We start from the raw sequence: 25892 nt of genomic DNA on the forward strand, positions 1-25892 counted from the left end.
AATCGCAGCGGGAACACTGGAGGCGCCCGGCATGTACTCCGCGAAAAACCTATCGGACGATCTGGCCGTGGTGCCGGACCGGCCCGAGCAACCACTCGGCAGCGACGTCCGGTTCACCGTCCTCGGCCCGCTCGCCGTGGTGCGCGACGGCGTCGACTACGCCCCGACCACTCCGAAGCTCCTTCAGCTGCTGGCCCTGCTGGTCCTGCGGCCCGGCAAGATGGTGCACGGCGACGCGATCGCCCAGGAGCTGTGGGGCAACAAACCACCGCGCACCATGCGAACCACCATGCACACCTACGTCTACCACCTGCGCCGGTGCATCGAGGAGCACGGCCTCGACGACGGTCTCGACTCGATGCTGGTCACCAAGGCACCCGGGTACGTCTTCCGGATCGACCCGGCCCAGGTCGACGTCTTCCGCTTCGGGCAGCTGCAGCAGGAGGGGCAGGAGCTGCTGCGCCAGGACCGGCACGCCGCGGCCGTGGAGCGGTTCCGCTCGGCGCTCGACGTGTGGACCGGGCCGCCGCTGGCGAATGTCCCTTCGGGACCGATGCTCCTGCCGTACACGGTCGAGCTGCTGGAGCAGCGGCGCACCACGATGCACATGCTCTTCGAGGCCGAGATCGCCACCGGGCACCACCGCGAGCTGATCGGGGAGCTGCGTTCGCTCACGGCGGGCAACCCGCTCGACGAAGCACTGCACGGCCAGCTCATGCGGGTACTGGGCCGCAGCGGCCGGCGGTCGGACGCGATGGTCGTCTACCGCACGCTGCGGAAGCGGCTGAGCGAAGAGCTCGGCGTCGAGCCGTGCGCCGACCTGCAGCTGCTGCACCGCGACCTCATCTCCGAGGGCGACCACCACTGATCCTCGCCGGCCGGACCGACCTGCCACACGCCCGAAGTGAGGACCGATGGCCCCGCCCACCCGAACCTACGGCCAGTTCTGCGGACTTGCCCGTGCGATGGAGCTCGTCGGCGAACGGTGGGCCCTGCTCGTCGTGCGCGACCTCGTCCTCGGCCCGAAGCGCTACCCCGAGCTGAAGGCGGGCCTGCCCAGGATCCCGCCGAGCATCCTTTCCGCCCGGCTCAACGAGCTGGAGGCCGCCGGGGTGGTCCGCCGCCGCGTCCGCCCCGACCTCGACGCCGGCCTGGTGTACGAGCTCACTGACTACGGGAGCGAGCTCGACCGGGTCCTGCTCGACCTCGGCCTGTGGGGCGCGCGGTCGCTCAGCCACCCCGCCGCGGACGACGTCTTCACCCTGGACGCGGCGATCCTCTCGCTCTACACGACGTTCCGGAGCGACGACGCGGCCGGCGTCCAGGTCACCTACGAAATCCGGTACAGCGGCGAGCTGGTCGTGCGCGTCACGGTCGACGACGGCGCGCTCGAGGTGTCCGAAGGCCACCACCCGAACGCCGACCTGGTCATCCGCTGCGGCCGGAGCCCGGCGCTGCTGGACGTGATCAGCGGCCAGGCGAGCCCGGCGGAAGCGGTGCGCTCCGGCGGCCTCTCGATCGAGGGTGATCTCGGTGACCTGGAGCTGTTCGCCCGCCTGTTCCGGCTGACGAGCGCGCCGGAACCCCAAACGGGCGTCGTCCTCCACTGACCGGGGGGTGGGCCGTGGAGGCTCAGCCGAGACGCTCGGCGCGCTCCTCGAGGTAGCGCCGCTCGGGCAGGCTCGCCGTCCGCTGCGCCGCGCGGCGGTAGTGCTCACGGGCGGCTTCGTGCTGCCCGGCCTGCTCCAGCAGGTGCGCGCGAACGGCGTCGAAGCGGTGGCTCTGCTTCATCCGGCCGTCCTCGGCGATGGAGTCCAGCAGTTCCAGTCCGCGGGCCGGGCCCTCGGCCATGGCGACCGCGATCGACTGGTTCAGCGTCACCACGGGGCTGGGCGCGAGCTCCTGCAGCACCTCGTAGAGCTGCGCGATCTGCACCCAGTCGGTGCTTTCGGCGCTCGGCGCCGCGTCGTGCAGCGCCGCGATCGCCGCCTGGACCTGGTACGCCCCGACCGGGCCGCGCCCCAGCACCCGGCCGATCAGCGCGGCGCCTTCGGCGATCATCGCGCGGTCCCAGCGGCCGCGGTCCTGCTCGGCCAGCGGCACCAGGGTCCCGTCCACGCCGGTGCGGGCGTCGCGGCGGGCGTCGGTGAGGAGCATGAGCGCGAGCAGCCCGGCCACCTCGCCGTCGTCCGGGCGCAGCGCGTGCACCGCCCGGGTCAGCCGGATGGCCTCGTGCGCCAGCCCGGGCACCCGGAGGTCGGTGCCGGAGGTCGCGGTGTACCCCTCGTTGAAGATCAGGTAGAGCACCTGGAGCACGACCGACAGCCGTTCGGCGTAATCCGGCGGCGCCGGGTCCCGGAACGTCGAGCCGGCGGCGGCGATGCTTTCCTTGGCGCGCGTGATGCGCCGGGTCATCGTCGCTTCCGGGACGAGGAACGCCTTGGCGACCTGGGCGGTGGTCAGGCCGCCCACCGCGCGGAGGGTGAGCGCCACCTGCGAGGGCGGCGAAACCGCCGGATGGCAGCACAGGAACAGCAGTGTCAGCGTGTCGTCGTCCTCGGGCGGCCGCTCCTCCCCCGGGCCGGCCACCGCGCCGGCGTCCGCGGGTTCCCGCGCCGCGACGGACGCTTCCCGGCGGCGGCGCGCGCTTTCGCTGCGCCAGTGGTCGGTGAGCCGCCGCCCCGCGACGGCGACGAGCCAGCCGTGCGGGTTCGCGGGCACGCCTTCGCCGGGCCACTGCTCGGAAGCGGCGAGCAAGGCCTCCTGGACCGCGTCCTCACACGCGTCGAACTGGCCGTGGCGGCGCACGAGGACACCGAGCACCCGCGGCACCAGGGGCCGGAGCAGCTCACCGACGTCCGCCGGGCCGGTCACCCGCCGGTGAACTCGGATTCGGTCTCCGCGTCGGCGAAGAACACCACGGGGCGGACTTCGATGCCGAGCCCGTCGATCTTCGCGTCCGGGATCATCGCGGCCACCTCGTACGCCCGCTCGGGGCTCGCGCACTCGACGAGGTAGTAGCCCGCGAGGAACTCCTTCGACTCGACGAACGGGCCGTCGGTGATCGCCGGCATCCCGTCCTTCACCCGCACCACGGCGCTCTCGGACGGCGCGCCGAGCGCCTGGGTGCTGATCATCTCCCCCGACTCGCGGATGCGGCGGATGAATTCGCCGTGCCCGCTCATCACCTCGTCCTTGGCCTGCTCGGACAGGCCGTCCCAGACTTCCGGGTTCATGTGCATCGCCAAGAGGTACTTCATCTTTTTTTCCGGCTCCCCGCGCGTTCGGCAACCCCTGGAGGCCCGAACATAGCCGATCCGGCAGCGCAAGCTGCGAGTGGTCGGCGGGCACGCCGCGGCGGCAGCATCGAAGCTTCGGCATTCGATCATCGTCGGGAGGGCACCCATGCAGGACGTGCACGCCGATCTCGGCACCGAGGCGGACACCCTCGCGGAACTCGTGCGCGAGCACGAGGGGAAGGTGCTGCTGCCCGCCGCCCGGGTGATCACCGGCCACCTCGCCGAGCTCACGGTCGTGGCCCGCCGCGTCGTGCTGAGCGTCGAGGGCGAGGAAAGCGCCTCCGCGCCGGGCATCACCGCCTCGGGCCTGCTCGGGGACGCCGTCCTCGGCTGGCGTTCGGAGCATCGGAAGGCGGCCGAACTGCTGGCCACCGCGACGTCGGACATCGCGTGGCCGGGCGGGCCGGTGCGGCCGCCGGTGCTCGCCGCCGCCCTGCTCACCGCGGTGTTCGCCCGCGGCCAGGACATCGCCGACGTCCTCGGCGTCCGCCTGCCCCGCAACGACAGCGTCGGCCACGTCGCCTACTACGGCGTCCGTACCCGCGACGACGCCTACACCGGGTGCGGCGGCACCCCGCCCGCGGCACCGTTCCGCTTCGAGCTCACGGCGCCGTCGGGCACGCGGTGGGAGTTCGGCCCGGCCGGCGCGGCGGACCGCGTGACAGGTCCCGCCGAAGACTTCTGCCTGCTGTTCACCGGCCGCCGCCCGCTCGCCGGGCTGGCCCTCACCACCGCGGGCGAAGCCACCCGCTGGGCGGAACTGGCGCCGGCCCACCGAAATCCACTTTGGACATCCGATGAGGACTGAAGGTCACGCGAAGCGGTCCGGGTCCCCGGCGCCGCGGCGGACGATCTCCGGTTCCCCCGACGAGAAGTCCACCACCGTGGTCGGCTCGACACCGCAGTCGCCGGAGTCGACGACCGCGTCGAGGACGTGGTCGAGCTCCTCCTTGATCTCCCAGCCCTGGGTGAGCGGCTCGGCCACGTCCGGCAGGAGCAGCGTGCTCGACACCAGCGGCTCGCCGAGCTCCGCGAGCAGCGCCTGGGTGACGACGTGCTGCGGGATGCGCACGCCCACGGTCTTCTTCTTCTCGTGCATCAGCCGCCGCGGCACCTCCTTGGTCGCCGGCAGGATGAACGTGTAGCTGCCCGGGGTGGCCGCCTTGATCGCGCGGAACACCGCGTTGTCGACGTGGACGAACTGCCCGAGCTGCGCGAAGTCCTCGCAGACCAGGGTGAAGTGGTGGCGCCGGTCGAGCCGGCGGATCGCCCGGATCCGGTCCAGCCCCTGCGGGTTGTCGAGCCGGCAGCCCAGCGCGTAGCAGGAGTCCGTCGGGTAGGCGATCAGGCCGTCCCCGCGCACCAGCTCCGCGATCTGGCCGACGGCGCGCCGCTGGGGGTTGTCCGGGTGGACGTCGAAGTACCTGGCCATGACCGCGAGCCTAGGCCCCGGCCCACCGGGACGCCCGGTGACCCCGCGCGCGTCTTCCAGTTTGCTCGAAGCCGCCCCGGACGGTGACGGCGCCCCGGTCACGACCGCATAATCCGGGCAACGCACCTGCGCACCGAGGAGGGGACCGTGACCGGACTGGCGCTGCCCGAGGCCACCCGCCCGCCGCTGCCCCGGCCCCGCGCCGTACCGGCGGAGGCCTACCGCTTCACCGGGCCCGCGGGTGGGGTGGACCTGGCCGGGCTGTTCGGCGGGCACCGGCGGCTCGCCGTGCACCACCCGCTGCCCGACCGCAGCCGTCCCGGTGCCACCGTGACTCCCGGTGAGCTCTCCGCGGCCATGCACGCCGCCGGCACGCGCCTGGTGCTGGTTTCCCACGCCCCGTACGCGAAGCTCGAGCAGTACGGAGTCCACTTCGGCTGGGATCTGCCGGCGTACTCCGCCGTGGGCACGGCGTTCGGCTCGGACTTCCCGGCGACGCGGTACCTCGACGGGTCCGGCTGCGACGACCGGGAAGACGCGCCCGGATTGAGCTTCTTCCGCATGGACGGGGGATTCGTGCGGCACCTCGGCTCGGTCGCCGTGCCGTACCTGGATTTCCTCGGCCTCGCGGGCGTGACCGGCCACTTGCGCGTGCGCTGACCCCGCGCGCCCGCCGGTGCGCGAACCCGGGTCCCGCGGGCTCCCATGAGATAGCATCGGCCGGTCAGCGTGCAGGGAGCCCAGCCCGGCCGGTGCGGACCTGTGCTTCGCCGACCCGCCGGAGGATCGCCGATGTCACCGGGAGCCAGTCTCGACCCCACGGCGGCGCTCTCCGTCACCGCGGAGCCCCGGGGCACCACGAAGGTCGACCGGCGGCCGCGGCTGGCGGCGTTCCTGTCCGGCGGCATCATCGTCGTGGTGGTCGCCGGGTTCGGCGTCGTGGGGCTCGCCAACCTCCTGCCGGCCTCCGTCGACTTCTTCCACGCCGCCTACGGGATCGTCGGCGTCACCGGGCTGCTGGCGATCCAGCTGCTCTGGTTCAGCCGCCCGTCGTCCAGGATGGATTCGACGACCAGCAAGGTCCTCCTCGGCGCCCTGGTGCTGCTTGCCTACGTGCCGCTCCCGACCTTCGGCCTGCTGTGGGCCGACATGCCGGACTTCGTCGGCGGCGCGGTCCTGCTGGTACTGCCGTCCCGCTACGCCTGGCCCGCGTTCGCCGCGGTGTGCGTCAGCATCGCCTGGACGTACACCATTTACGACGGCAACCCGATGAGCACGCTCTACAACACCTTCGCCTCGATCTTCTACTGCCTGGTCTTCTACCAGCTGGCCCGGCTGGCGCGGATGGTCGACGAACTGCACCGGGCACGCACCGAGCTCGCCCGGCGGGCGGTCGCCGAGCAGCGGCTGGTGTTCGCCCGCGACCTGCACGACCTGCTCGGGCTCAGCTTGTCCGCCATCGCGCTCAAGGGCGAGCTCGTGCACCACCTGCTGCGGAAGTCGCCGGATCTGGCCAAGGCCGAGCTGGACGAGATGACCGCCACCGCGCAGCGCACGCTCTCCGACGTCCGGGCCGTCTCCCGTGAGTACCGCGAGCTGTCGCTGGAGAAGGAGTCCCGGACCGCCGAGTCGCTGCTGGCCGCCTCGGAGATCGCCGTCCAGGTGCACCTCGACTCGGGCGACCTGCCGGTCCAGGCGCGAACCCTGCTGGCCAAGGTGCTGCGCGAGGGCGTGACCAACGTCCTCCGCTACAGCGACGTCGAACACTGCGAGATCGACATCGTCCAGCACGACGACAAGGTCACGCTGCAGATCGCCAACGACGGCGTCGCGGCGGGCGAGGCGGGGCTCGAGCCGGGCAGCCGGCTCACGAAGCTGCCCGACGAGGTGGCCGCGCTCGGGGGCACGGCGACCGCCGAAGCCGGTCCCGGCGGCCGGTTCGTCCTGCGCGTCGAGCTCCCGGTGCCCACCCGGCTGGAGGGGCCGGTGACCGGCCGCGACGAGCCCGACCGGCCGCAGTCGACGCTGATCCGCTGGCTGCTGCCGGCGACCATGTCGCTGATGGGCGTCGGCGCGACCCTGCACGCGCTCCGGCTGACCACGGAGGCGTGGCGGGTCGCCCTCGTGATCGGCTCGGTGGTGGCCCTGCTGGCCCTGCAGTTCTCCTACTTCAACCGGCCGGCGACACCGCTGCGCTCCGCCCAGACCTACGGGATGCTGCTGGTCCAGGCCTGCCTGACCTATCTGCCGCTGCTGCCGCTGAAGCAGGATTGGGTGAGCGTCCCCGGCCTGCTGATCGGCACGGCCCTGCTGGTGCTCCCGCCGGTGGCCGGCTGGAGCTTCTTCGCCCTGAACACCGCCGTGTACGCGTGGATCGAAAACCGGGCCGGGGCCACCGACGCGAACCTGGTGTTCTTCACGGCGGCCACGGTGATGACCGGGCTGGCCGTGTTCGGCCTGCTGTGGCTGGTCCGGCTGGTGACCGAGCTGGACCACACCCGCCGGCGGCTGGCCGGGATGGCCATCGCCGAGGAACGGCTGCGCTTCGCCCGCGACCTGCACGACCTGCTCGGGATGAGCCTTTCGGCGATCGCGCTGAAGAGCGAGCTGACCTCCCGGATCCTCGCCATCGACCGCGACCGCGCGGCGACCGAGCTGACCGAGATCCTCGGCCTGACCCGCCAGGCGCTGTCGGACGTGCGGTCGGTCGCCAGCGGCTACCGCGAACTGTCCCTGGAGAACGAGTCCCGCACAGTGCAGTCGGTGCTCGCCGCGGCCGACGTCCGGGTCCGCATGGAGACGCTGCTGTCCGAGGACCTGCCCTCGTCCGTGCGCACCGTGCTGGCCGTGGTGCTGCGCGAAGGGGTGACGAACGTCCTCCGGCACAGCCAGGTCGAAAGCTGCGACATCGCGATGCGCCGCGTCGACGGCGGGGTCAGCCTGGAGATCGTCAACGACGGCGTGGACGGCCCCGGGCACGTCACGACCGCGCCCGGCGACGGCCCCGCGCCGCGCCGGCGGCCGCCGGGCAGCGGCATCGGCAACCTGTCACACCGGGTGACCGACCTCGGCGGCGAGCTGACGGCCGGGGTGGGCCCCGACGGCCGGTTCCGCCTGCGCGCGGTCATCCCGGCCTGAGCAGGCTTCTCAGACCCAGCCGGACTCCTGCGCGATGCGGATGGCGTCCACCCGGTTGCGGGCGTTGAGCTTCGAGACGACCGCCGTGAGGTAGTTGCGGACCGTGCCCGCCGAGAGGTAGAGCCGGGCCGCGATCTCGACCGTCCCGTAGCCCTGTGCCGTCATGCGGAGCACGTCCAGCTCGCGACCGGTCAGCGGGCAGTCCACGCTGTCCCAGGCGGCGAGCGCGAGGTCGCCGTCGACCATGCGGCGGCCGGCGACGACCCCGCGGATCGCGTGGGCCAGGCGCTCCGGCGGCGCGTCCTTGAGCAGGAACCCGCCCACCTTGGCGTCCAGCGCGCGGCGCAGCGTCCCCGGACGGCCGAGGCTGGTCAGGATCAGCGTGCGGCACCCCGGCAGCTGTTCGTGAAGCTCGCCGGCCGCGGTCAGCCCGTCCTTGCCGGGCAGGTCGATGTCGATCACCGCGACGTCGGCCGCCGTCCGGCGGGCCGTCGGAAGGATTTCCAGCCCCGACGCCACCTCGGCGACGACCTCGATGTCGGGCTCGAGACGCAGCAGTGCCACCAGAGCGCCCCGTACAATGTGCATGTCCTCCGCAACGAGCACTCTGATCATGGTGCCTCCGCGATCGTGCATTCCCCAGAGGCACAGTTAAACATTCCGGGCGAGCGACCGCTTGGCGATGAACCGGCAATACCCGCGCACCACCCGCGCAATGCGGGCGTGCGCGGATCGAAAATGTCTTCTTGCGATCGGACAGCTACCCGACGTAGTGGTGTCGAGAATTTTTCCCGTGCCGGCGATCGGCCTGGCCACCACTCACGGTCAGGCGGCTTCCAGGCCGTCCATCCGGCAGATGGTCCCGCGCATCGGCGTCTTCCCCGCGGCCGACTCGCGACCCCACAGTTCGAAGCGGTCGATGACGAGGCCGGAGTCGACATTTCGGATATCGATACCGAGACCGTCGAAGAGGGCCCGGACTTCGGCGGTTATCTGAGAACTCATGGCGTACTCCCCAGTGTGTGGCGGAACTGTTTCCGTCCACAATTATTCCGCTGAGCGGGGGGTGATCAGCCAGTGTCCGTGTCATCGGGCCGTCATGCTTTCCTGCTAAGCCGCACAGGTTAGTGTGTTAGGCCGAACGGTCCATCAAAAGCGATCGACGCTCGACTGAGCGCACCGATCACGCGACGCTGCGCGATCGGTCACACGACCGCCGCGGCGCCGTTCAGCCGGCTTCCGCTGCGCGGATACCCGCTCACCGGCTGATCGAACACCGCGACGGCGGCCGTATGCAAAACGCATGCCCGGCACCCGCGAAAGCCATTCCCGACAAGTGCCGATGAGCACTTAAGAAGTAGACGCCTCCGGTCCTAGAGTTTTCGGCATACCCAATCTGCCATCGCCGGCCTGTTCACAGGGAACACCCCCCGGCAGGCACCCGGCCAGCGGAGGGACGGCCACCATGGACGACATCGTGCGGCAGGCCGTGGCACGCGCCATCGAGACCATGCAGGGCAACCTGGGCGAACGCCTCACCATCGACGATCTCGCGCGCGCCGCGATGTTCAGCAAGTTCCACTTCACCCGGATCTTCCTGCGGGCGACCGGGTTGTCCCCCGGCCGCTTCCTTTCGGCGCTGCGGGTGGCCGAGGCGAAGCGGCTGCTCGCCACGACGGCGACCTCCGTCGCGGACATCAGCCACCAGGTCGGCTACAACAGCGTCGGGACGTTCAGCGCCCGCTTCAGCGGCAGCGTCGGCCTTTCCCCGACGGGCTACCGGCAGCACTGCGGGCTGCCCGACCGGCTCCCCGAGCGCACCGGGCAGCCGGAGTCCGCGGCCGGCGTGCGCGGCCGGCTGTGGTTCCCGCCGGTCCTGCAGCGGGGGCCGGTGTTCGTCGGGCTGTTCCCGGCGCGGATCGCCGAAGGCGCGCCGGCCCGGTACGCGGTCGTCCCTGGTGACGGCCACTACGCGCTGACCAGCGTGCCGGTGGGTTCTTGGTACGTCATCGCCTGCGCGTACGGCGTGTTCGACGACCGCGGTCCCCGGGCGCTGACCGGGTTGTCCGGACCAGTCACGGTGCACCGGGAGGTCACGGCGCACCTGGCCGACGTGCGGCTGCGGCCGCGCCACCGCTTCGACCCGCCGGTGCTGCTGGCCCTGCCCGAACTGTGGCCGGCCCCGGCCCGCCGGGCGGTCGCGGTCTGAGCCGGGCGCTTCCGGCGCGGCGAACGCGGGTTTGGCCCGCGACGAAAGGCAAAACCGAGCGGCTTCGCCCCGGGACGGCAGAAATACCGTCCCGGGGCGAAGCCGCTCACGGTCGGGTGATTCCTCCGGCAGGCCCGGACGGTGGCGTACAATTCCCGCGGGGAATTGGCTCGGCTGGGGGATGCGAGGAACACAACGTGATAAAGGTTCTGCTGGCCGAAGACATGGACATGGTCCGCGGCGCGCTCGTTGCTCTCCTGAACCTCGAGTCCGACATCGAGGTGGTGGCGGAAGTGGATTCCGGTGACGAAATCCTGCCCGCCGCCCGGTCCGCCCGGCCCGACGTCGCCGTCATCGACATCGACCTGCCGGGCAAGGACGGGCTGACCGCGGCGACCGAGCTCCACGAGCACGTTCCCGAGTGCCACACGCTGATCCTCACCAGCCTCGGCCGGCCGGGCACGGTCCGCCGCGCGCTCGACGCGAAGGTGAACGGGTTCCTGCTCAAGGACGCGCCGTCGGACAAGCTCGCCAACGCGGTGCGCTCCGTCGCGGTCGGCAGGCGGGTCATCGACAGCGAGCTCGCGCTGTCGGCCTGGGAGGCCGACGACTGCCCGCTCACGCCCCGGGAGCTGGAGATCCTCGCGCTCGCCGCGCGCGGGCGCAACGTCGCCGACATCGCCGCGGACCTGTTCCTGTCCCCGGGCACGGTGCGCAACTACCTGGCGGCGTCGGTCACGAAGCTCAACGCCCGGAACCGCGTGCACGCCATCCGGATCGCCACCGAAGCCGAATGGCTCTGAGCCGCTTCGGGACCAGGCGCGCGCCCCGCCGGGGCGGCAGGAACGGCTGAAGCGGCACGGCGGCGCGCAGCACGTGTGTCCCGTCGGGCCCGGGCCCGACGGTGAGGGTGCCGCCGAGCGCGCCGACCCGGTCCTCCAGGTTCCGCAAGCCGGCACCGTGCTCCTCGTCGTCGTCCGGCTCCTCCCCCGGCACGACGCCGTCGTTGGTGATGCGCAGCCACGCCTCGCCCCTGGTCACCCCCACGGTGAGTTCGCACCACGTCGCCTTGCTGTGCCGCACGACGTTGGTGGCGCCTTCCCGCAGCATCGTGGCGAACATCGTGGCCACCGGCTCGGGCAGGTGGGCGGGCAGCCGGTGGCCGATGTGCACGCTCACGCCGGCGGTCTCCAGCACCGCCGCCGCCGCCCGGCGTTCCTCCGCCAGCGAAAACCGCCGGCTCCCGGCCGCGATCGAGCGCACGTCGGCGAGAGCTTTGCGCGAGATCGTCACGAGCTCGGCGAGTTCGGTCTTGGCCCGGTCCGGCTCGGTGTCGACGAGCCGGCGGATCAGCTCGATCTTGAGGGTGATGGCGGACAGGCTCAGCCCCAGCAGGTCGTGGGTGTCCTGGGAGAACCGCAGGCGCTCCTCGGCGATCGCGCGCGAGGTCAGCTTGCGCGCGCCCACCTCGTATCGAGCGGCCAGCCCGCTGAACCACGCGAGGCCGAACACGGCTCCTGCCCCCACCGCCGTGAGCAACGCGCCATCGACGCCGTCGACGACCGACACCACCGGTGTCCCCACTCCCGCCACCAGGAGGCCGGCCCCGGCCGACACGAGCGCGAGGACCGGCACGGACACCACCGGCCTCGCCGCGAGCAGCACACTCCCCGCGAAGAAGCAGCCCAGCGGGCTCCACGCGGCCCCCAGCTGCAGCACCGGCAGCACGCCGAGGAGGGCTTGCGCCGCCAAGGCGGGTACGCGGAACCGGGCGGGGCCGTAGCAGAACCCGGCCAGGTGCACCGCGACCAGCGCTGCCGCGTAGCCGCACGCCGCGAAGGCCGACAGCCACGATCGGGCCTCTCGCAGCGGCTCGAGCACCCTGAGGACGCCGATGCCGAGGCAGAGGGCGCTGTGGACGACGAAGATCAGGCGCGCCGGGAAGCCGCCACCCGGCAGCCCGTCCGCGGTGGCGCCGGGAGCGGGAGGCACCACTTTGCCTGACGTCACCGGATGCCGCGACCGGAATCTTGTTTCGCGCAGCCTCGCGTCAGCGATCATGCACCGCCTCCCCAGAAAGCGCCGTGCCCTGAAAAGGGCGTGCCCTCAAAGGGCGTGCCCTCAAAGCGCCGTGCTCCGAAGGCAGGGTAACAGCCGGACCACGTGCGTCAGGTCGAATTCGCGCCGTCAGGAGGGAAGTCGAGCACGCATTCGCCGACGCTGACCTCGGCCGGCCACGCCAGCTTGAGCGCCCGGTCGACGCGGTCGCCGGAGTCCGCGGGCACGGCGTGCGCCGCCAGGCCCATCGCCTTGGCCACCAGGTAGAACACCTGCTGGAGCGCGCCGAGGTGCAGCAGGGTCGTCGCGTAGGCCGCGCCGCCGAGCGCCCAGGCGACCCGGGACATCCGCGCGGTCATGGTCAGCAGGGCCGGCGGGCGGCGGTGGCCGCCCGCCGCGACCATCGCCATGTCCAGCAGGCCGTCCAGGACGGCGGTGTCGTCGTTGACCAGGGTGAGGGTGTGCCAGAGCGGGTCGTAGTGGTAGATGCCGCGAGCGAGGCCCGCGCAACGGTTGACGCCGACGTAGATTTCGAGCTCGTACAGGCAGGCCACGCTGAAGTACGGCCGCTGGGTCGCGTCGTGCGAACGGCCGCCGGGCAGCCCGGCCGGGCCGATCGAGCGCACCCGCGCGGCGCGGAACAGGAATTCGCCGATCTGCCGGGCCGACAGGCCCCGGTCGCTGACGACCGGGCAGGCGTGGTCGGTCTCCAGCAGCGCGCTCAGCGTCGGATCGCGGCCGGCCAGCGCGGCCGGCTCGGGCCGGTACAGCGGGAAGGCCGGCCCACCCGAGCCCGGTTTGACCATCGGCGGTTCCGGGCCGGGCGGGCCGTCGTCGACCTCGCGCGACGACGGCATCTGCCAGGTCCGGCTGCGGGCGTGGAACATCAGGTCCTCGTGCGACCAGGGCGCCGTGTCCGGACCGCCGTATTCGGTGAAGCGGTCCTGGGCGTCGGCGAGCAGCACGACCCCGGCGGCGACCAGGAACTCCACCACGTCGGCGACCACGGGTGCGGCCACGCCGGTGGCGGCGGCCAGCCGCTCGACGGTCGTCGGCGCGGCGAGTGACGAGGCGAGCAGGATCGCGGGCGGGCGGAACAGCGCCACCTTGTACGGCGCCCCGGGTGTCTCGGCCAGCAGGACACCGCCGTCGGCCCGCAGGGCGGTGAACCGCGACAGCCGCACCCGCCGCCCGGCGGGCAGCGGCCCGGCGCGGAACGCCGGGGACTGGGTGACCGGGATCGCCGACAGCACCGGGCCGCGGCCGTCGTTGAGCGCGACGGAGTGCACGACCGAGCCGGACAGCCGGGCGAGCACGGCCAGCAGCGACCGCCGCCAGGCCTGCTCGCCCGCGCCGTCCGCGGCCACCAGGTTCGCCATGGACACCGGGCCGAGCGCCAGCCGGGCGAGGGACTCCGGCACACCGGCGGCCGTGCCGCGGAACTCGTACTCGCCCCACCACGTGATGGCGACGAGCGAGCCCTCGTCGTCCACTTCGAGCAGGGTGTCCTCGGTGAACGACCACAACCGCACCGTTTCGGCGTGCCTTGCCGGGTTCTCGGCAGCCAACGCGAACTCCTAGCTGGACGACGGAACCGCTCACCGGCGCCCCGGCAGTGTGCTAGAGGAACATCGGGAACGGGTTGAGCCGCTCGTAGGGCACCGGCTCCGCTACCCGGCCGAGGCGCACCGGGACGTCGAACAGCCTGCCCGGCGCGAACCGGGCCCAGAACGGCCGCAACCCGGGAGCCAGCACCTTGACCACCGGCAGGCCGACGTCGGGGCGGGTCTGGTCGAGCACGAGCAACTCGCTGCCCGCCTCCGCCAGGGCACCGGCCAGCGCGAAGACGTCGTCGCGCACGTCCGGCCGGTGGACGTACCGGAAGTCGGCCGGGGTGCGGGTCCGCGCGCCTGCGGCCGGCCGCAGGTAGGGCTGGTTGGCGACGGTCGCGTGCTCCAGCCACCGCGCCGCGTCCGGGTCGCCGATGCCGTGGCCCTGCCGCAGCAGGTCCGGCAGCATCTGGTTCAGCTCCGACACCGCGCGCCGCACGGCGATCCGCGGGTCGAGGTGGGCACCGAACCCGAACATGATGTGCTCGTGCGGCCGGCCGGTGCCGCGCGAGACCGCGGCGAACACCGGCACGCCGAGGTCCGACGTCACGTCCAGGACCCACAGCTCGCGGCCGAGTCCGGCGTAGTGGCCGATCATCTCGGCCAGCCACTCGTCGTCGAACGAACCGAGGTCGACGCCCGGCACCGGGGTGCGGTTGTACCACCACAGCGCGACGGCGTCCCGCTCGACGAGTTCCAGTGTGCCCTGCAGGACGGCGTCCTCGAGGCTGCTGCCCGCCGCGGCCCCGTTGGAGTCCGCGTGCACGCCGCGCGCCCCGGACTCGGCGGGCACCCCGTAGTACAGGTACGCCGTGGGCAGGAGCCGGCGGTGGCCGGACAACGACCAGACGGGTGTCCAGTCGATGGCCGCGTCCGGGTCGAACCGGACGGGGACGTGCTGGAACGAGCCGTGCCCGGCGTTCCAGGCGGCGCGCTCGCGGTACTGGCGGTCGGCGAACAGCATGCAGTCGTTGGGGTGCACCGCCTCGGCGCCGAGCTCCTCGAACGAGGCCCGGATCCGCAGCTCGTCACCCTGGTAGTTGCCGGAAAAGCGCTCCACCGCCTCGCACAGCGCGCCGACCTCGGCGTCGAGCGCGGTGATCCCCTTGCCCCCGTTTTCGCCGCGAAGCCCGGCCCGTATCCCGGCCGCCCCGGTGACGCCGCGGGCGACGTTCTGCCCGGAGCGGTAGGCGTTGACGTAGGGCGGGGCCCCGGGATCGCGCCGGACCTCCTTGACGATCCCGGTGACCGGGCTGATCAGGTGCCCGTATCGCTCGAGGGTCTGTGCCGGCGTCGAGGTGCGGTGGCCGCCGCCGGTCGACGTCGTCTTGCGCGCCGGTTCGAGCCGGACCGGCCGGGCCCCGCGCGCCGCGACCAGCGTGCTGTCACCGCAGCCGGGGCACTGCGGCCGGCGGCGCAGCTCGTGCAGCGTGCCCTGCAGGTCCAGGGTGTCGAGCACCCACACGCACTGCTGGCCGTGGTACCGGTAGCCGGCCAGCCACTTGCTGGCCTCGAGCACGACCAGGTGTGCCGCCGCGGCCGAAAGGGACGGCAGCGCGGCCGTCGGACGGCGCGCGGGACCTTCGTGGCCGAGTAACTCCTGCGCGCACGCCTCCGCGTGGCGGTGCCCCCACAGCCGGTTGGTCAGGCAGTGCCAGCACGCCGACTCGCCGGGCCGCAGCACCGGCCCGATCCACACCTGCGCGCCGAACGGCCGGGCCAGCAGCCACGGCCGCCCGGTCCGGCGGTGTTCGGCGTCGAGCTCCTCCAGCCGCGGGTCGAGGTAGTCGGTGCACAGCACGATGCTCAGGTCCGCGTCCCCGGTCGCGGCGGGCGCGACCGCCAGGGTGGCGTCGGCCAGCGCCCGCTCGACCGGCCCGGTGTCGACGTCGTCGCCGACGGCGACCAGCCGGATCCCCGGCGCGGCGGCGCGCGAGGCCATCGGGGCGGCGTCGACACCGCACGCGTCCCAGTAGGCGAGCTCCCGTTCGTCGACGGCCGGTTCGGGCACCGGGCGGACGGAAACGAGGCCCTCGTCCACCAGCTGGGCGACGATCGCGGCCACCTCTTCGGGCGTCATCCCGGCCGGCCGGGCGCGGAGGACCTCGGCGAACTCGCGGGTGCCGTCCAGCAGCGGGGCGAGCGATTCGATCCGGGCCCCCCGCATGGTGATGACGCCCCGTTCGGAGAACAGGTAGGCGCCGTTGCCGTCGGACACCTCGGCGCGCAGGTGCCGTTTGAAGGCGAGCACGCGGGTACCCGAGGCCGGTGCTTCTTCAGGACGGCCCCGCCCCGGGACGGGCCGCACGGCTGATCCGCTCATCTGCACTCCTGTCCGGTGCGCGCGATCGGAGAACCCGGATTCTTCTCCGGCACGCAGGCCTGCGGCCAGTGCGCGGCACATCGATCCGGACATGCGAAACACACGGGTTTTCGTGGAAAAGACATGCGCGACCGAGGTTTGGCGCACTGGTCGCCGTCACCGGTGGTTCGTCACCCTGGTTCGCGAGGGCAAAGTGCCCGGCGGCACGTTCGACCGAACAGTGAGGATCGAGTATGACGACCACTCGCACCTACGGGCAGTTCTGCGGCCTCGCACGCGCGCTCGAAATCGTCGGAGAACGCTGGTCGATGCTCGTCATCCGGGATCTGGTGCTCGGTCCGAAACGGTACACGGACCTGCAGCGGGGCCTGCCCCGCATCCCGGCCAGCATCCTCTCGTCCCGCCTCAACGAGCTCGAGCAGGCGGGTGTGGTCCGCCGCCGGGTACTGCCGCAGCTCGAAGCGGGCCTGGTCTACGAGCTGACCGAGTACGGCAGCGAACTCGACCACATCCTGCTGGACCTCGCGCTGTGGGGCGCGCGGTCGCTGGGGTACCCGAAGGACGGCGAGGTCTTCACCACCGACGCCGCGATCCTCGCGCTCTACACGACGTTCCAGGAGGACGCCGCGAAGGGCGTCAACGTGACGTACGTGCTTCGCCACAGCGACTCGCTGATCGTCCACGCGATGGTCGACGACGGCGCGCTGAAGGTCAGCACCGGCGACCACCCGGCCGCCGACCTCGTGATCGAGCCCCGAGGGCCGGAACTGATCGACCTGGTCAACGGCGACCTGACCGCAGCCGAGGCGATGGCGTCCGGGCGGGTGCGGATCGACGGCGAGTTCGCGCACCTGGAGCTGTTCACCAAGCTGTTCCGGATCCCGCCGAAGCCGGAAACGGCGGAGGGACTCTCCTTCTACTGACCGGCACGGCAGCAAAAACGGCAATTCGGAGTAACGGCCCATGCGCGCGCGGCGGTTATCGTCGATGCGCCATGCCTGCTCACGACGACCTGGGGTTCAGCATGACGACTTCCGAAACCATCCGGCCCGGCGGGTTCCTCGCCGGGCTCAACAGCCGTCACCACCACCGCGCGCTGGCGGTGTTCATGGCGGTCGTGATCGCCCACTGGGCCGAGCACATCGTCCAAGCCGTCCAGATCTACGCGTTGGGCTGGCCGGTGGCCAAGGCGCGCGGAGTGCTCGGGATGCCGTTCCCGTGGCTGATTTCGCAGGAATGGCTCCACTACGGCTACGCGCTGGTGATGCTGGTGTTCCTGTGGGTCCTGCGGCACGGGTTCGCCGGCCGGTCGCGGCAGTGGTGGAACCTGGCGCTGGCCATCCAGTTCTGGCACCACATCGAGCACCTGCTGCTGTTCATCCAGGCGCAGTCGGGCTGGCGGCTGGCCGGGCAGAAGGTGCCCACCAGCATCATCCAGCTGCTCGTACCGCGGGTGGAGCTGCACCTCTTCTACAACACGATCGTCACCATCCCGATGATCGTCGCGGTGATCCTGCACCGGCGCGCCTCGGTCGCCGAGCACGAGCTGACGGGCTGCGTCTGCGGACTGCCGAGGGCCGCCCTCGCCGCGTCGTGAAGCGCGCGCTCGTCCTCCTGGCCTTCCTCACCGGCTGGCTGGTGCTCGGCGCCGTTCCGGCTTCGGCCCACGTCGAGATCGTTTCGTCGGCCCCCGGCGACGGCGCCCGCCTGAGCGCGGCGCCGCCCCTGGTCTCGGTCACCCTGTCGGAGAACGTCGGCATCCAGCCCGGGTCGATCAAGGTCGTCGACCTCGCGGGCGCGCAGGTCGACGCCGGGCCGGTGTTCCAGCCCGGCGACGTCGCCGAGCAGCTCGCGGTGCGGCTGAAGCCGGACCTGCGGGACGGCAGCTACCTGGTCGAATACGCCTTCGTCTCGGCCGACTCCCACCCGGTGCGCGGCACCTTCGCCTTCGTGGTCGGCACCGGGCCGCTGGTGACGGCGGCCGGCGCGGTGTCGGCGGCGACCGGCACCGACGCGGCCGTCGACGCCGCATCGACGGGGGTGCGCTGGCTGGCCTACCTGGGCGTCGTGCTGCTCGGCGGGCTGGCGTTCTTGGTGCTGTGCCGCCCGGCCGCCCGCACCGACCCCCGGGCCCGGAGGCTGCTGCGCTGGGGCGCCGGACTCGTCGCGGCGACCGCCGTGGCGGCGTTCGCGCTGCAGGGCCCCTACGCGGCCGGGCGGAACCTCGAAGCGGTGTTCGACACCGGGCTGCTGGCGGACACGCTGCGTGTCGCCTACGGGAAGCTGCTGCTGCTCCGGCTGGCCGCGGTGGCGGTGCTGGCGCTGCTGGTGCCCCGGCTGCTGCGGCCCGAGCTGCCGGAACAGCTGCGGTCCCGCTACGAAAACCTGGCCATGGTGACCGGCTTCCTGGTGCTGCTGACGTTCTCGGCCACCGGCCACCCGGTCACCGACCCGATCATGTTCGTTTCGGTCTCGGCGGACCTGGTGCACTTCGGCGCGATCGCCGTGTGGGCGGGCGGCCTGACCCAGCTGGCCCTGTGCCTGTACCGCCCGGCGCCCGGCGAGGACCCGGCTCCGGTGGCGACGCGCTTTTCCCGCATCGCGGCCGGAGCGGTGACGGCGATCGCGCTCAGCGGCGCCGTGCTGGCGCTGCGCATCATGCCGTCCCTGTCGTCCCTCTGGACGACCCGGTTCGGCCTGATCGTGCTGCTGAAGATCGCGGGCTTCGCGGTGCTGCTGGCGGTGGCGAGCCGCTCCCGCCGCGCGGTGCGCCGGAGCCTGACCGAGGCACCGGCGGAAGGCACGACGAAGACCGTGACAGCGGACCTGCGCCGCCTGCGCCAGGCGGTGGTGGTGGAGGTGCTGCTCGGCGTCGTGGTGCTGGCCCTGGCCGCGCTCCTCACGGTCACCCCACCGTCCGGCTGAGCCGGCCCTCAGACGCCCGGTCGGGCGGGCGGCGCGAAGGGCCCCCAGCCGAACGCGGGCAGCCACGGCTCGGGCGCCGCGCTCCAGGTCAGGGCCGCGAGCTGGGCGAGGGACCGCCGTCCGGCCAGTGAGCGGAAGAGGTCGTAGGCGGGCGCGGTCACCGTGGCCGCCGGACGGCCATCGCCCGCCGTCCACCCTTCACCCGCGGTCGTCCGCAGCCGCAACGACGGCAACCCGCGTTCCGCGATCGAGCCCGACAACCCGCGGACCAGCACTTCGAAGCTCGGCGCCCGGGCCACGTGTTCCTCCGGCGGCGCGACGCCGAGGGCCGCGCACAGGTCCAGCTCGTGGGTGTAGGCGTCCATCACCATCACCGCGCCACTGCGCCCGCCCGCGTCCTCGAGCCGCCGGTCGAGCTCCTCGCCGACGTCGTCCCAGTGATCGAGCAGCTCCGGCACCTCCGCGGCCCCGGCCGGCGCCACCCGGCTGCCGCCGTGGCGCGCCAGCACCCGCCCGGCGATCGCCGTGAGGTGGCCGAGCAGGTCCGTGACGGTCCACTCCGGACACGCCGGGACCCGGCGGGACCACGCGTCGGGCCGTGCCCCGAGCAGGCCGCGGACGCCGCGGCGCACGGCGGGGTAGGCCACGAAGTCCGGAACTGTCACCTGTCCTCCTCGCCTGGCACGATCGGTGCGTCCGGCCCAGTATGCCCAGGTGACGGTCCGGCGGTTCTCCCCGCTTGCCGCCATCGGGAACCCCGGAGGTCATGATCTTGCCCACGCTGTGGTCCACGCCGGCGCAGTGGAGCCTGCTGCCACCGGTCCTGCTCGCGCTCGTGCTGAGCGTCGCCATCGGGCTCGAACGCGAGGCGGGCATGAAGGCCGCCGGGCTGCGGACGCACAGCCTGGTCGGCGTCGGATCGGCCGTGTTCATGCTGGTGTCGAAGTACGGCTTCGCCGACCTGCTCGGCTTCGAGCACGTCTCGCTCGACCCGTCGCGGATCGCCGCCCAGATCGTTTCCGGCATCGGCTTCATCGGCGGCGGGCTGATCTTCGTGCGCCGGGACGCGGTGCGCGGGCTGACCACGGCGGCGACGATCTGGGTGACCGCGGCGGTCGGCACGGCGTGCGGGGCCGGCCTGCCGGTCCTCGCGGCCGGCACGACGATCGGGCACTTCGTGGTGACGCGGGGCTTCCCACCGCTGCAGCGGTTCGTCGCGCGCCACCGCCGCGAGCCACCGGTGGTCCGGCTGACCTACCTCGACGGCCACGGCGTGCTGCGCGCGGCGCTGGCCGCGTGCACCGGGCGCGGGTGGGCGGTGCACCACGTCGAGGTCGACCACGAGTCCCTTTCCGAAGAAGGGCAACGGATCGCGGTCGTGACGCTGCGCCTGGACGGCCGCGGCGACCTCTACGACCTCGCCGCCGAGCTCGCCGAACTGCCCGGCGTCCGGAGCACGTCCACCGGTCTCGGGGAACCGCTCGACGAATGATCGCCCGCCCGGGCAGCGCGCGGAGGCGGGTTTGCGGCACACTGGGGTGCACACGGAAATCCCCGGTGTCGCAAGGAAAACGTGCGGCCGAGGAGAAACCATCCAATTCGGAGGTGAGGCATGGCCCCCGGCGGTGGCGAGGACGCGGCGCGCACGCAGCCCGGATTCGACCTGGCGTGGCGCGGTTTTCACCGCGCACAGGTCGCGGAATACGTCGTGTGGGCCGAGGCCGAGATCCGCAGACTCACCGCCGAGCGGGACTCCGCACGGCGCCGCGGGGCCGCGCTCGCCGAGGAGAACCACGAACTGCGCCTGAAGATCGACCGCATCAGCATGACCCCGATCCCCGCGGACGCCCTGCAGGAGCGCTCTCGCCGGATGATCGAGCTCACCCGCGAGGAAGCGGCCGAAATCACCGCGGCGGCAACGGAAACCGCGGAGCGGATCCGGCGCGAAGCCGAGGCGGAGGCCGTCCGGCTCACGGAGAAAGAACGCCGGCTGGTCGCGGAGGCGGAAGCCGAACGCGAGCGGCAGCGCGCCGAGCACGAGGAATTCCTGCGTGCGGCCGAGCAGCGCCGCCGGGACCTCGACGAGGCCGCGGCACACCGCCGTGCCCAGCTGGAAGAGGACCACACCCGCGCCATGACGGTGCGCCGCGCCGACGCGATGCGCGAACTGGCCGAGCAGGCAGCGGCCGCCCAGGCGAAGGCCGACCAGCTGGTCGCCGAAGCGCGGCAACGCGGCGAAACCCTGGTCACGACCGCGGAGAACGAGCTGGCTTCGGCCCGGGACAAGGCCGGGCAGCTGGTCACCGACGCCACCCGGCACGGCGAATCCGTGGTCGAGGCGGCGCAACGCGAGGTCACGGCCCTCACGGAGGTCCGCGACAAGCTCCAGGCGAGCCTGACGGGTTGCCGGGCCTTGCTGGCCGAGGCGGCCATCGCGCTCGACGACCGTCCGGCGCCGTTCGACCCGGAAGCCACCCTGCCGATGTCGAAAAGAGTGCCGATCCAGCGCCGCTCACCAGCGGACGACCTCACCGACGCGGTAGGTTGACCCTGGCCCGCGCCACGACATCGACGCAGGTCACGGTGTCGTGAACGACTCGTTCACCTCGTCCGGAGGCAGGAAAGAGTCGTTCATGACGTTCGGCGGGCCACACGGTGACTTCGCCGGGACCGCGCCTTGACCGAGGCCGCGCCGTTCCCGCCGCGGCGGGTGTTCGCGCTGGTCGCCGCGGTCGTGACGCTCGCCGCGTCGACCACGCTGGCCAACCGCGTGCTGCCCGGCTGGGCCTATCCGGTGTGCGGGCTGGTGGCGGCGCTCGTGCTGGTCGCACTGGGCCGGGCCGCCGGGTGCTCGTGGACGGACCTGGGGCTGAGCCGGCTCCGGCGACCCGCGCTCGTCGGCCTGGCCGGCGCCGCTTCGGTGGCGATCGTGTTCGGGATCGCGCTGGCCGTGCCGTCGCTGCGCACGGTCTACCAGGACGGCCGCGTCGGCGACCCGGACTTCGCGCAGCTGCTGTGGCTGACCTGCGGCCGCATCCTGTTCGGGACAGTGCTGATCGAGGAGGTCGCGTTCCGCGGCGTGCTGCCCGGCCTGTTCGGCGCGGACGACGAGCGGTGGCGCTGGCCGCCGATCCTGTGCTCGGCCGCGCTGTTCGGTCTCTGGCACGCGCTGCCGGCGCTCGCCATCGGCCGCAACGCCGCCGTGCACGCCGTGTTCGGCTCGACGCCGGTGGTGGTGCTGCAGGTGCTGGCGATGGCCGCGGCGGGCGTCGCCGGGATCTTCCTGCACTGGTGGCGCCACCTCGGCCGGGGCGTGCTCGCATCGGTGATCGTGCACTTCACGACGAACGCGGGCGGCCTCACCCTGGCCGTGCTGGTCCGTTAGGAGCGCACCAGCCGCGCGATCGCGTCGGAGGCTTCCCGGACCTTCAGGTCGGCTTCCTCGCCGCCGGCGGCGGCCGCCTGGACGACGCAGGTGGCCAGGTGCTCGTCGAGCAGTTCCAGCGAGAACGACTGCAGTGCCTTCGTCGCCGCGGAGACCTGGGTCAGGATGTCGATGCAGTACTTGTCCTGCTCGACCATGCGCTGCAACCCGCGGATCTGGCCCTCGATCCGGCGCAGGCGCTTCAGATAGGCCTCCCGCTCGCCGCCGTAACCCGTCATCGCCCACCTGTCCCCGTCGTCGGCATTCCTCACGCCGACTATACCCTCCCGGGGTGTCAGCGGAACCGGCGCAACCGCAGGCTGTTGCTCACCACGAAGACCGACGAGCACGCCATCGCCGCGCCCGCGATCATCGGGTCGAGCAGGCCGAGTGCCGCGAGCGGCAGCGCCGCCACGTTGTAGGCGAACGCCCAGAACAGATTTCCCTTGATCGTGGCGAGCGTGCGGCGGGCCAGCCGGATCGCGTCGGCCGCGGCCCGCAGGTCGCCGCGCACCAGCGTCAGGTCGCCGGCTTCGATGGCCGCGTCGGCGCCCGTGCCCATCGCCAGGCCCAGGTCGGCCTGGGCGAGCGCGGCCGCGTCGTTGACGCCGTCGCCGACCATCGCCACCACGCGGCCCTGCGCCTGCAGCCGCTTGACGACGTCGACCTTTCCCTCGGGCAGCACCTCGGCGACGACCCGGTCGATCCCGGCTTCGGCGGCGATCGCCCGCGCGACACCCGCGCTGTCGCCGGTCAGCAGGATCGGCTCCAGGCCGAGTTGCCGCAATTCGGCGACGGCCCGCGCGGACGTCGGCTTGATCGTGTCGGCGACGGTCAGCGTCCCGCGCAGCCGGCCGTCCCAGCTCGCCCCGACCGTGGTCACGTCGCCGCCCGGCGCCCGCCCGACGCTGACGGTGCGTCCTTCGACCAGGCCGGTCACGCCGACGCCCGGCGTGCTGCGGAAGTCCGTGACGGCGGGAAGCGCGCCGAAGCGCTCCCGGGCCGCGTCGGCGATCGCGCGGCCGATCGGGTGTTCGGAAGCGGCCTCGACGGCGCCCGCGAGCCGGAGCACCTCGCCGTCGCCGTCGACGAGCACCATCCGGCCGGTGGTGACGGTGCCCGTCTTGTCCAGCACGACGGTGTCGACGCGGCGGGTCGACTCGAGCACCTCGGGGCCTTTGATGAGGATGCCCAGCTGCGCGCCGCGGCCGGTGCCGACCAGCAGCGCCGTCGGCGTCGCGAGGCCGAGCGCGCACGGGCAGGCGATGATCAAGACGGCGACGGCGGCGGTGAACGCCGCGTCCGCCGTGCCCCCGGTCGCCAGCCAGACCACGAGTGTCGCCAGCGCGGCGAAGACGACCGCCGGGACGAACACCGCCGAAACCCGGTCGGCGAGCCGCTGGACCTCGGCCTTGCCGTTTTGCGCCGCTTCGACGAGCCGCGCCATCTGCGCCAGCCGGGTGTCCGCGCCGACGCGCGTGGCGCGCACGAGCAGCCGCCCGCCGACGTTGACGGTGGCGCCGGTGACCGCGTCGCCCGGTCCGACCTCGACCGGGACGGACTCGCCGGTGAGCATGCTGGTGTCGACCGCGGAACCGCCGTCGGTGACCACGCCGTCGGTGGCGATCTTTTCGCCGGGCCGGGCCACGAAGACGGCGCCGACCTGCAGATCCTTGATCGGGACGAGGTGCTCTTCGCCATCGCGGAGCACTGTGACGTCCTTCGCGCCGAGGTCCATGAGCGCGCGGAGGGCGGCGCCGGCCCGGCGCTTCGCCCGCGTCTCGAAGTAGCGGCCGGCCAGGATGAACGTGGTGACCGCGGCGGCCACCTCGAAGTACAGCTCGTGGTGGCCGGCCGTCCCGAAGACGAGTGCGTACAGCGACCACGCCACGGAAGCGACGACGCCGAGCGAGATCAGCGTGTCCATCGTGGCGGTGGCGTGGCGCAGGTTGACCGCGGCGGCGCGGTGGAACGGCCACGCGCCCCAGCTCACGACCGGCGCGGCGAGGGCCGACGACACCCACGGCCAGGCCGTGAACTGCCAGGCGGGGACCATCGCGACGACGACGAGCGGCACGGTGAGGGCAGCGGAGACGAGCAAACGTTTGCGCAGCTCGCGCGTGTCGTCCGGCGCTTCGGGCTCGGGCAGCCGCGCCGAGTAGCCGGCGGCTTCGACGACGGCCTTGAGGTCTTCGAACGACAGCCCGCTCGGGTAGCTGACCTGGGCTTTTTCGGTGGCGTAGTTGACCGTCGCGGTCACGCCGTCGACCTTGTTGAGCTTGCGCTCGACCCGGGCGGCGCAGGACGCGCACGTCATGCCGCCGATGGCGAGCTCGACGCGGGCCGCGGTGATCACGTCGGCCGGGCTCACGCGACCAGGCGGTAGCCGGCCTCGGTGACGGCGGCGGCGACCGCGTCGGCGGTCAGCGGGGCGTCGCTGGTCACGGTCACGCGGCCGCTCTCGACGTCGACGTCCACCTGCCGGACGCCGTCCAGTTCGGAGACCTCCTCGCGGACCGAGGTGGCGCAGTGCCCGCAGGTCATGCCCTCGACGGTGTAGGTCGCTTCGGCCATTCCCGCTCCTTTCGTCTCCTTCCTTTATACCCATCGGGGGTAGGGGTTCAGCCATCGCCCCCGGCACACTCGCGGCATGCGGAAGATCTACGCGATCGGGATCGGTGCCGGCGACCCGGAGCACCTCACGGTGCAGGCCATCGACCGGCTCAACCGCGTCGACGTGTTCTTCGTGCTCGACAAGGGTGCGGAGAAGAGCGACCTGGTCCGGTTGCGCCAGGAAATCCTCGACCGGTTCGTGACGCGCCCGGGGTATCGCGTGGTGCTGGCGGAGGACCCGCCCCGCGACCGGACCCCGGCGGACTACCGGGCCGCGGTCGCCGACTGGCACGCGGCACGCGCGGCCGTGTACGAGGAGCTGATCCGCTCGGAGCTCGGGCCTTCCGAAGCCGGCGCCTTCCTGGTGTGGGGTGACCCGTCGCTGTACGACAGCACGATCGCGCTGATCGAGGCGGTGCTGGCCCGGGGGAACGTGGAGTTCGAGTACGAGGTCGTCCCCGGCATCAGCAGCATCTCGGCGCTGGTGGCCCGGCACCGGACGACGATGAACCAGATCGGCCGCGCGGTCCAGCTGACCACTGGCCGCCGGCTGGCGACAGGCTGGCCCGAAGGCGTCGACGACGTGTTCGTGCTGCTGGACGCCCACACGACGTTCGACCGCTTCACCGGAGAGGGTCTGCACATCTTCTGGGGCGCCTACGTCGGTACGCCCGACGAGATCCTGCTGTCCGGCCCGCTCACCCCGGCGTTGGCGGCACACATCCGCGAGGTGCGGGCGGAGGCGCGGGAGCGGCACGGCTGGATCATGGACACGTATCTGCTCCGGCGGCCGGCCCGGGAATAGCGAAAGGCCCCGGGAGAACCGTTTCGGGTTCTCGACCGGGGCCTTTCTGTTGGTTG

The 25892-nt window shown here is 72.5% G+C and carries 26 protein-coding genes; 14 read left to right on the forward strand and 12 right to left on the reverse strand.

Annotated features, from left to right (window positions below; all coding sequences use genetic code 11):
• The first annotated feature begins 31 nt into the window (after nt 1-31).
• Together CF165_RS47915 and CF165_RS47920 are read left to right on the forward strand one after the other, a co-directional pair.
• Nucleotides 32-868 carry an AfsR/SARP family transcriptional regulator gene (locus CF165_RS47915; RefSeq protein WP_093954264.1) on the forward strand — a complete coding sequence of 279 codons (837 nt, stop codon included), beginning with the start codon at nt 32-34 and terminating at the stop codon, nt 866-868.
• 46 nt (nt 869-914) lie between these two features.
• Entirely contained in the window at nt 915-1610 is a 696-nt protein-coding gene (locus tag CF165_RS47920) for a winged helix-turn-helix transcriptional regulator (protein ID WP_240522183.1), read from the forward strand.
• Between the two features lie 22 nt (nt 1611-1632).
• Here the strand turns inward: CF165_RS47920 and CF165_RS47925 are convergent, their stop codons facing one another.
• Together CF165_RS47925 and CF165_RS47930 are read right to left on the reverse strand one after the other, a co-directional pair.
• Entirely contained in the window at nt 1633-2874 is a 1242-nt protein-coding gene (locus CF165_RS47925) for an RNA polymerase sigma factor (RefSeq protein WP_093954266.1), read from the reverse strand.
• Nucleotides 2871-3260, reverse strand: a complete 390-nt coding sequence (locus tag CF165_RS47930; RefSeq protein WP_093954267.1) for a YciI family protein — start codon at nt 3258-3260, stop codon at nt 2871-2873. Before CF165_RS47930 ends, CF165_RS47925 begins: the two co-directional genes overlap by 4 nt.
• 145 nt (nt 3261-3405) lie before the next feature.
• Between CF165_RS47930 and CF165_RS47935 the strand changes: the two genes are divergently transcribed.
• The gene (locus CF165_RS47935; RefSeq protein WP_093954268.1) at nt 3406-4107 is read left to right on the forward strand and encodes a maleylpyruvate isomerase family mycothiol-dependent enzyme; all 702 of its coding nucleotides are present in this window, start codon (nt 3406-3408) and stop codon (nt 4105-4107) included.
• A gap of 3 nt (nt 4108-4110) precedes the next feature.
• Here the strand turns inward: CF165_RS47935 and CF165_RS47940 are convergent, their stop codons facing one another.
• The gene (locus CF165_RS47940) at nt 4111-4731 is read right to left on the reverse strand and encodes an L-threonylcarbamoyladenylate synthase (protein ID WP_093954269.1); all 621 of its coding nucleotides are present in this window, start codon (nt 4729-4731) and stop codon (nt 4111-4113) included.
• 147 nt (nt 4732-4878) lie between these two features.
• On the opposite strand from CF165_RS47940, the gene CF165_RS47945 reads away from it, so the two are divergent.
• Together CF165_RS47945 and CF165_RS47950 are read left to right on the forward strand one after the other, a co-directional pair.
• On the forward strand, nt 4879-5391 hold the full coding sequence (locus CF165_RS47945; protein ID WP_240522184.1) for a DUF899 family protein: 513 nt from the start codon (nt 4879-4881) through the stop codon (nt 5389-5391).
• A gap of 132 nt (nt 5392-5523) precedes the next feature.
• The gene (locus CF165_RS47950; RefSeq protein ID WP_093954270.1) at nt 5524-7869 is read left to right on the forward strand and encodes a sensor histidine kinase; all 2346 of its coding nucleotides are present in this window, start codon (nt 5524-5526) and stop codon (nt 7867-7869) included.
• A gap of 9 nt (nt 7870-7878) precedes the next feature.
• On the opposite strand, the gene CF165_RS47955 is transcribed toward CF165_RS47950, so the two are convergent.
• Together CF165_RS47955 and CF165_RS47960 are read right to left on the reverse strand one after the other, a co-directional pair.
• Complete coding sequence (locus CF165_RS47955) at nt 7879-8484, reverse strand: response regulator transcription factor (RefSeq protein WP_093954271.1); 606 nt, start codon at nt 8482-8484, stop codon at nt 7879-7881.
• A 210-nt stretch (nt 8485-8694) separates the two neighbouring features.
• The gene (locus CF165_RS47960; RefSeq protein WP_093954272.1) at nt 8695-8874 is read right to left on the reverse strand and encodes a hypothetical protein; all 180 of its coding nucleotides are present in this window, start codon (nt 8872-8874) and stop codon (nt 8695-8697) included.
• Nucleotides 8875-9334: 460 nt separating this feature from the next.
• Between CF165_RS47960 and CF165_RS47965 the strand changes: the two genes are divergently transcribed.
• Nucleotides 9335-10078, forward strand: coding sequence for a helix-turn-helix domain-containing protein (locus CF165_RS47965; RefSeq protein ID WP_093954273.1), 744 nt, complete (start codon nt 9335-9337; stop codon nt 10076-10078).
• A 197-nt stretch (nt 10079-10275) separates the two neighbouring features.
• Nucleotides 10276-10881: a response regulator transcription factor gene (locus CF165_RS47970; RefSeq protein WP_093954274.1), complete on the forward strand. Its 606-nt coding sequence runs from the start codon at nt 10276-10278 to the stop codon at nt 10879-10881.
• Here CF165_RS47970 and CF165_RS47975 read toward each other — a convergent pair.
• From CF165_RS47975 to CF165_RS47985, 3 genes are all read right to left on the reverse strand, one after another.
• A complete protein-coding gene (locus tag CF165_RS47975) occupies nt 10823-12073 on the reverse strand; it encodes a sensor histidine kinase (protein WP_158226963.1) in 1251 nt (416 codons plus the stop codon). The genes CF165_RS47970 and CF165_RS47975 overlap by 59 nt on opposite strands.
• 173 nt (nt 12074-12246) lie before the next feature.
• Complete coding sequence (locus CF165_RS47980) at nt 12247-13704, reverse strand: SagB family peptide dehydrogenase (RefSeq protein WP_093954276.1); 1458 nt, start codon at nt 13702-13704, stop codon at nt 12247-12249.
• 52 nt (nt 13705-13756) lie between these two features.
• Nucleotides 13757-16069: a TOMM precursor leader peptide-binding protein gene (locus CF165_RS47985; RefSeq protein ID WP_093954277.1), complete on the reverse strand. Its 2313-nt coding sequence runs from the start codon at nt 16067-16069 to the stop codon at nt 13757-13759.
• 233 nt (nt 16070-16302) lie between these two features.
• Here CF165_RS47985 and CF165_RS47990 point away from each other — a divergent pair, with 233 nt between their 5' ends.
• The 3 genes from CF165_RS47990 (at nt 16303) to CF165_RS48000 (ending at nt 18994) form a co-directional block, all read left to right on the forward strand.
• Nucleotides 16303-16992, forward strand: a complete 690-nt coding sequence (locus tag CF165_RS47990; protein ID WP_093954278.1) for a winged helix-turn-helix transcriptional regulator — start codon at nt 16303-16305, stop codon at nt 16990-16992.
• A 101-nt stretch (nt 16993-17093) separates the two neighbouring features.
• A complete protein-coding gene (locus CF165_RS47995) occupies nt 17094-17666 on the forward strand; it encodes a hypothetical protein (RefSeq protein ID WP_093954289.1) in 573 nt (190 codons plus the stop codon).
• A complete protein-coding gene (locus CF165_RS48000; protein WP_093954279.1) occupies nt 17663-18994 on the forward strand; it encodes a copper resistance CopC/CopD family protein in 1332 nt (443 codons plus the stop codon). The genes CF165_RS47995 and CF165_RS48000 overlap by 4 nt, the downstream gene beginning before the upstream one ends.
• Before the next feature lie 8 nt (nt 18995-19002).
• Here the strand turns inward: CF165_RS48000 and CF165_RS48005 are convergent, their stop codons facing one another.
• The gene (locus tag CF165_RS48005; RefSeq protein WP_240522185.1) at nt 19003-19659 is read right to left on the reverse strand and encodes a maleylpyruvate isomerase family mycothiol-dependent enzyme; all 657 of its coding nucleotides are present in this window, start codon (nt 19657-19659) and stop codon (nt 19003-19005) included.
• A 101-nt stretch (nt 19660-19760) separates the two neighbouring features.
• Here CF165_RS48005 and CF165_RS48010 point away from each other — a divergent pair, with 101 nt between their 5' ends.
• The 3 genes from CF165_RS48010 to CF165_RS48020 all read left to right on the forward strand — a co-directional run bounded on the left by CF165_RS48010 (nt 19761) and on the right by CF165_RS48020 (nt 22379).
• The gene (locus tag CF165_RS48010; RefSeq protein ID WP_093954281.1) at nt 19761-20486 is read left to right on the forward strand and encodes an MgtC/SapB family protein; all 726 of its coding nucleotides are present in this window, start codon (nt 19761-19763) and stop codon (nt 20484-20486) included.
• 120 nt (nt 20487-20606) lie between these two features.
• Nucleotides 20607-21542, forward strand: coding sequence for a coiled-coil domain-containing protein (locus CF165_RS48015; RefSeq protein WP_093954282.1), 936 nt, complete (start codon nt 20607-20609; stop codon nt 21540-21542).
• Nucleotides 21543-21671: 129 nt separating this feature from the next.
• Complete coding sequence (locus tag CF165_RS48020; RefSeq protein ID WP_093954283.1) at nt 21672-22379, forward strand: CPBP family intramembrane glutamic endopeptidase; 708 nt, start codon at nt 21672-21674, stop codon at nt 22377-22379.
• Here CF165_RS48020 and CF165_RS48025 read toward each other — a convergent pair.
• The 3 genes from CF165_RS48025 to CF165_RS48035 are packed head-to-tail and all read right to left on the reverse strand — an operon-like array spanning nt 22376 to nt 24992.
• Nucleotides 22376-22657 (reverse strand): metal-sensitive transcriptional regulator, encoded by a 282-nt coding sequence (locus CF165_RS48025; protein ID WP_013228661.1) that lies wholly within the window; start codon nt 22655-22657, stop codon nt 22376-22378. The two genes, CF165_RS48020 and CF165_RS48025, sit on opposite strands and share 4 nt — an antisense overlap.
• Nucleotides 22658-22713: 56 nt before the next feature.
• Nucleotides 22714-24789 (reverse strand): heavy metal translocating P-type ATPase, encoded by a 2076-nt coding sequence (locus tag CF165_RS48030; protein ID WP_093954284.1) that lies wholly within the window; start codon nt 24787-24789, stop codon nt 22714-22716.
• Complete coding sequence (locus tag CF165_RS48035) at nt 24786-24992, reverse strand: heavy-metal-associated domain-containing protein (protein WP_020645477.1); 207 nt, start codon at nt 24990-24992, stop codon at nt 24786-24788. The genes CF165_RS48030 and CF165_RS48035 overlap by 4 nt, the downstream gene beginning before the upstream one ends.
• A 76-nt stretch (nt 24993-25068) precedes the next feature.
• Here CF165_RS48035 and cobF point away from each other — a divergent pair, with 76 nt between their 5' ends.
• The gene (gene cobF, locus CF165_RS48040) at nt 25069-25836 is read left to right on the forward strand and encodes a precorrin-6A synthase (deacetylating) (protein WP_093954285.1); all 768 of its coding nucleotides are present in this window, start codon (nt 25069-25071) and stop codon (nt 25834-25836) included.
• Nucleotides 25837-25892 lie beyond the last annotated feature (56 nt).

Origin of the sequence: Amycolatopsis vastitatis (assembly GCF_002234595.1) — a bacterium.
Taxonomy (GTDB): Bacteria; Actinomycetota; Actinomycetes; order Mycobacteriales; family Pseudonocardiaceae; genus Amycolatopsis; species Amycolatopsis vastitatis.

What these genes read in the sequence shown, in the direction of transcription:
- CF165_RS47940 (WP_093954269.1), bottom strand. Translation starts at nt 4,731, where the DNA reads ATGGCCAGGTACTTCGACGTCCACCCGGACAACCCCCAGCGGCGCGCC.
- CF165_RS47990 (WP_093954278.1), top strand. Translation starts at nt 16,303, where the DNA reads ATGACGACCACTCGCACCTACGGGCAGTTCTGCGGCCTCGCACGCGCG.
- cobF (WP_093954285.1), top strand. Translation starts at nt 25,069, where the DNA reads ATGCGGAAGATCTACGCGATCGGGATCGGTGCCGGCGACCCGGAGCAC.
- CF165_RS47960 (WP_093954272.1), bottom strand. Translation starts at nt 8,874, where the DNA reads ATGAGTTCTCAGATAACCGCCGAAGTCCGGGCCCTCTTCGACGGTCTC.
- CF165_RS48015 (WP_093954282.1), top strand. Translation starts at nt 20,607, where the DNA reads ATGGCCCCCGGCGGTGGCGAGGACGCGGCGCGCACGCAGCCCGGATTC.
- CF165_RS48010 (WP_093954281.1), top strand. Translation starts at nt 19,761, where the DNA reads ATGATCTTGCCCACGCTGTGGTCCACGCCGGCGCAGTGGAGCCTGCTG.
- CF165_RS47920 (WP_240522183.1), top strand. Translation starts at nt 915, where the DNA reads ATGGCCCCGCCCACCCGAACCTACGGCCAGTTCTGCGGACTTGCCCGT.
- CF165_RS47950 (WP_093954270.1), top strand. Translation starts at nt 5,524, where the DNA reads ATGTCACCGGGAGCCAGTCTCGACCCCACGGCGGCGCTCTCCGTCACC.
- CF165_RS48035 (WP_020645477.1), bottom strand. Translation starts at nt 24,992, where the DNA reads ATGGCCGAAGCGACCTACACCGTCGAGGGCATGACCTGCGGGCACTGC.
- CF165_RS47985 (WP_093954277.1), bottom strand. Translation starts at nt 16,069, where the DNA reads ATGAGCGGATCAGCCGTGCGGCCCGTCCCGGGGCGGGGCCGTCCTGAA.
- CF165_RS47995 (WP_093954289.1), top strand. Translation starts at nt 17,094, where the DNA reads ATGACGACTTCCGAAACCATCCGGCCCGGCGGGTTCCTCGCCGGGCTC.
- CF165_RS47930 (WP_093954267.1), bottom strand. Translation starts at nt 3,260, where the DNA reads ATGAAGTACCTCTTGGCGATGCACATGAACCCGGAAGTCTGGGACGGC.
- CF165_RS47935 (WP_093954268.1), top strand. Translation starts at nt 3,406, where the DNA reads ATGCAGGACGTGCACGCCGATCTCGGCACCGAGGCGGACACCCTCGCG.
- CF165_RS47955 (WP_093954271.1), bottom strand. Translation starts at nt 8,484, where the DNA reads ATGATCAGAGTGCTCGTTGCGGAGGACATGCACATTGTACGGGGCGCT.
- CF165_RS48025 (WP_013228661.1), bottom strand. Translation starts at nt 22,657, where the DNA reads ATGACGGGTTACGGCGGCGAGCGGGAGGCCTATCTGAAGCGCCTGCGC.
- CF165_RS47965 (WP_093954273.1), top strand. Translation starts at nt 9,335, where the DNA reads ATGGACGACATCGTGCGGCAGGCCGTGGCACGCGCCATCGAGACCATG.
- CF165_RS47915 (WP_093954264.1), top strand. Translation starts at nt 32, where the DNA reads ATGTACTCCGCGAAAAACCTATCGGACGATCTGGCCGTGGTGCCGGAC.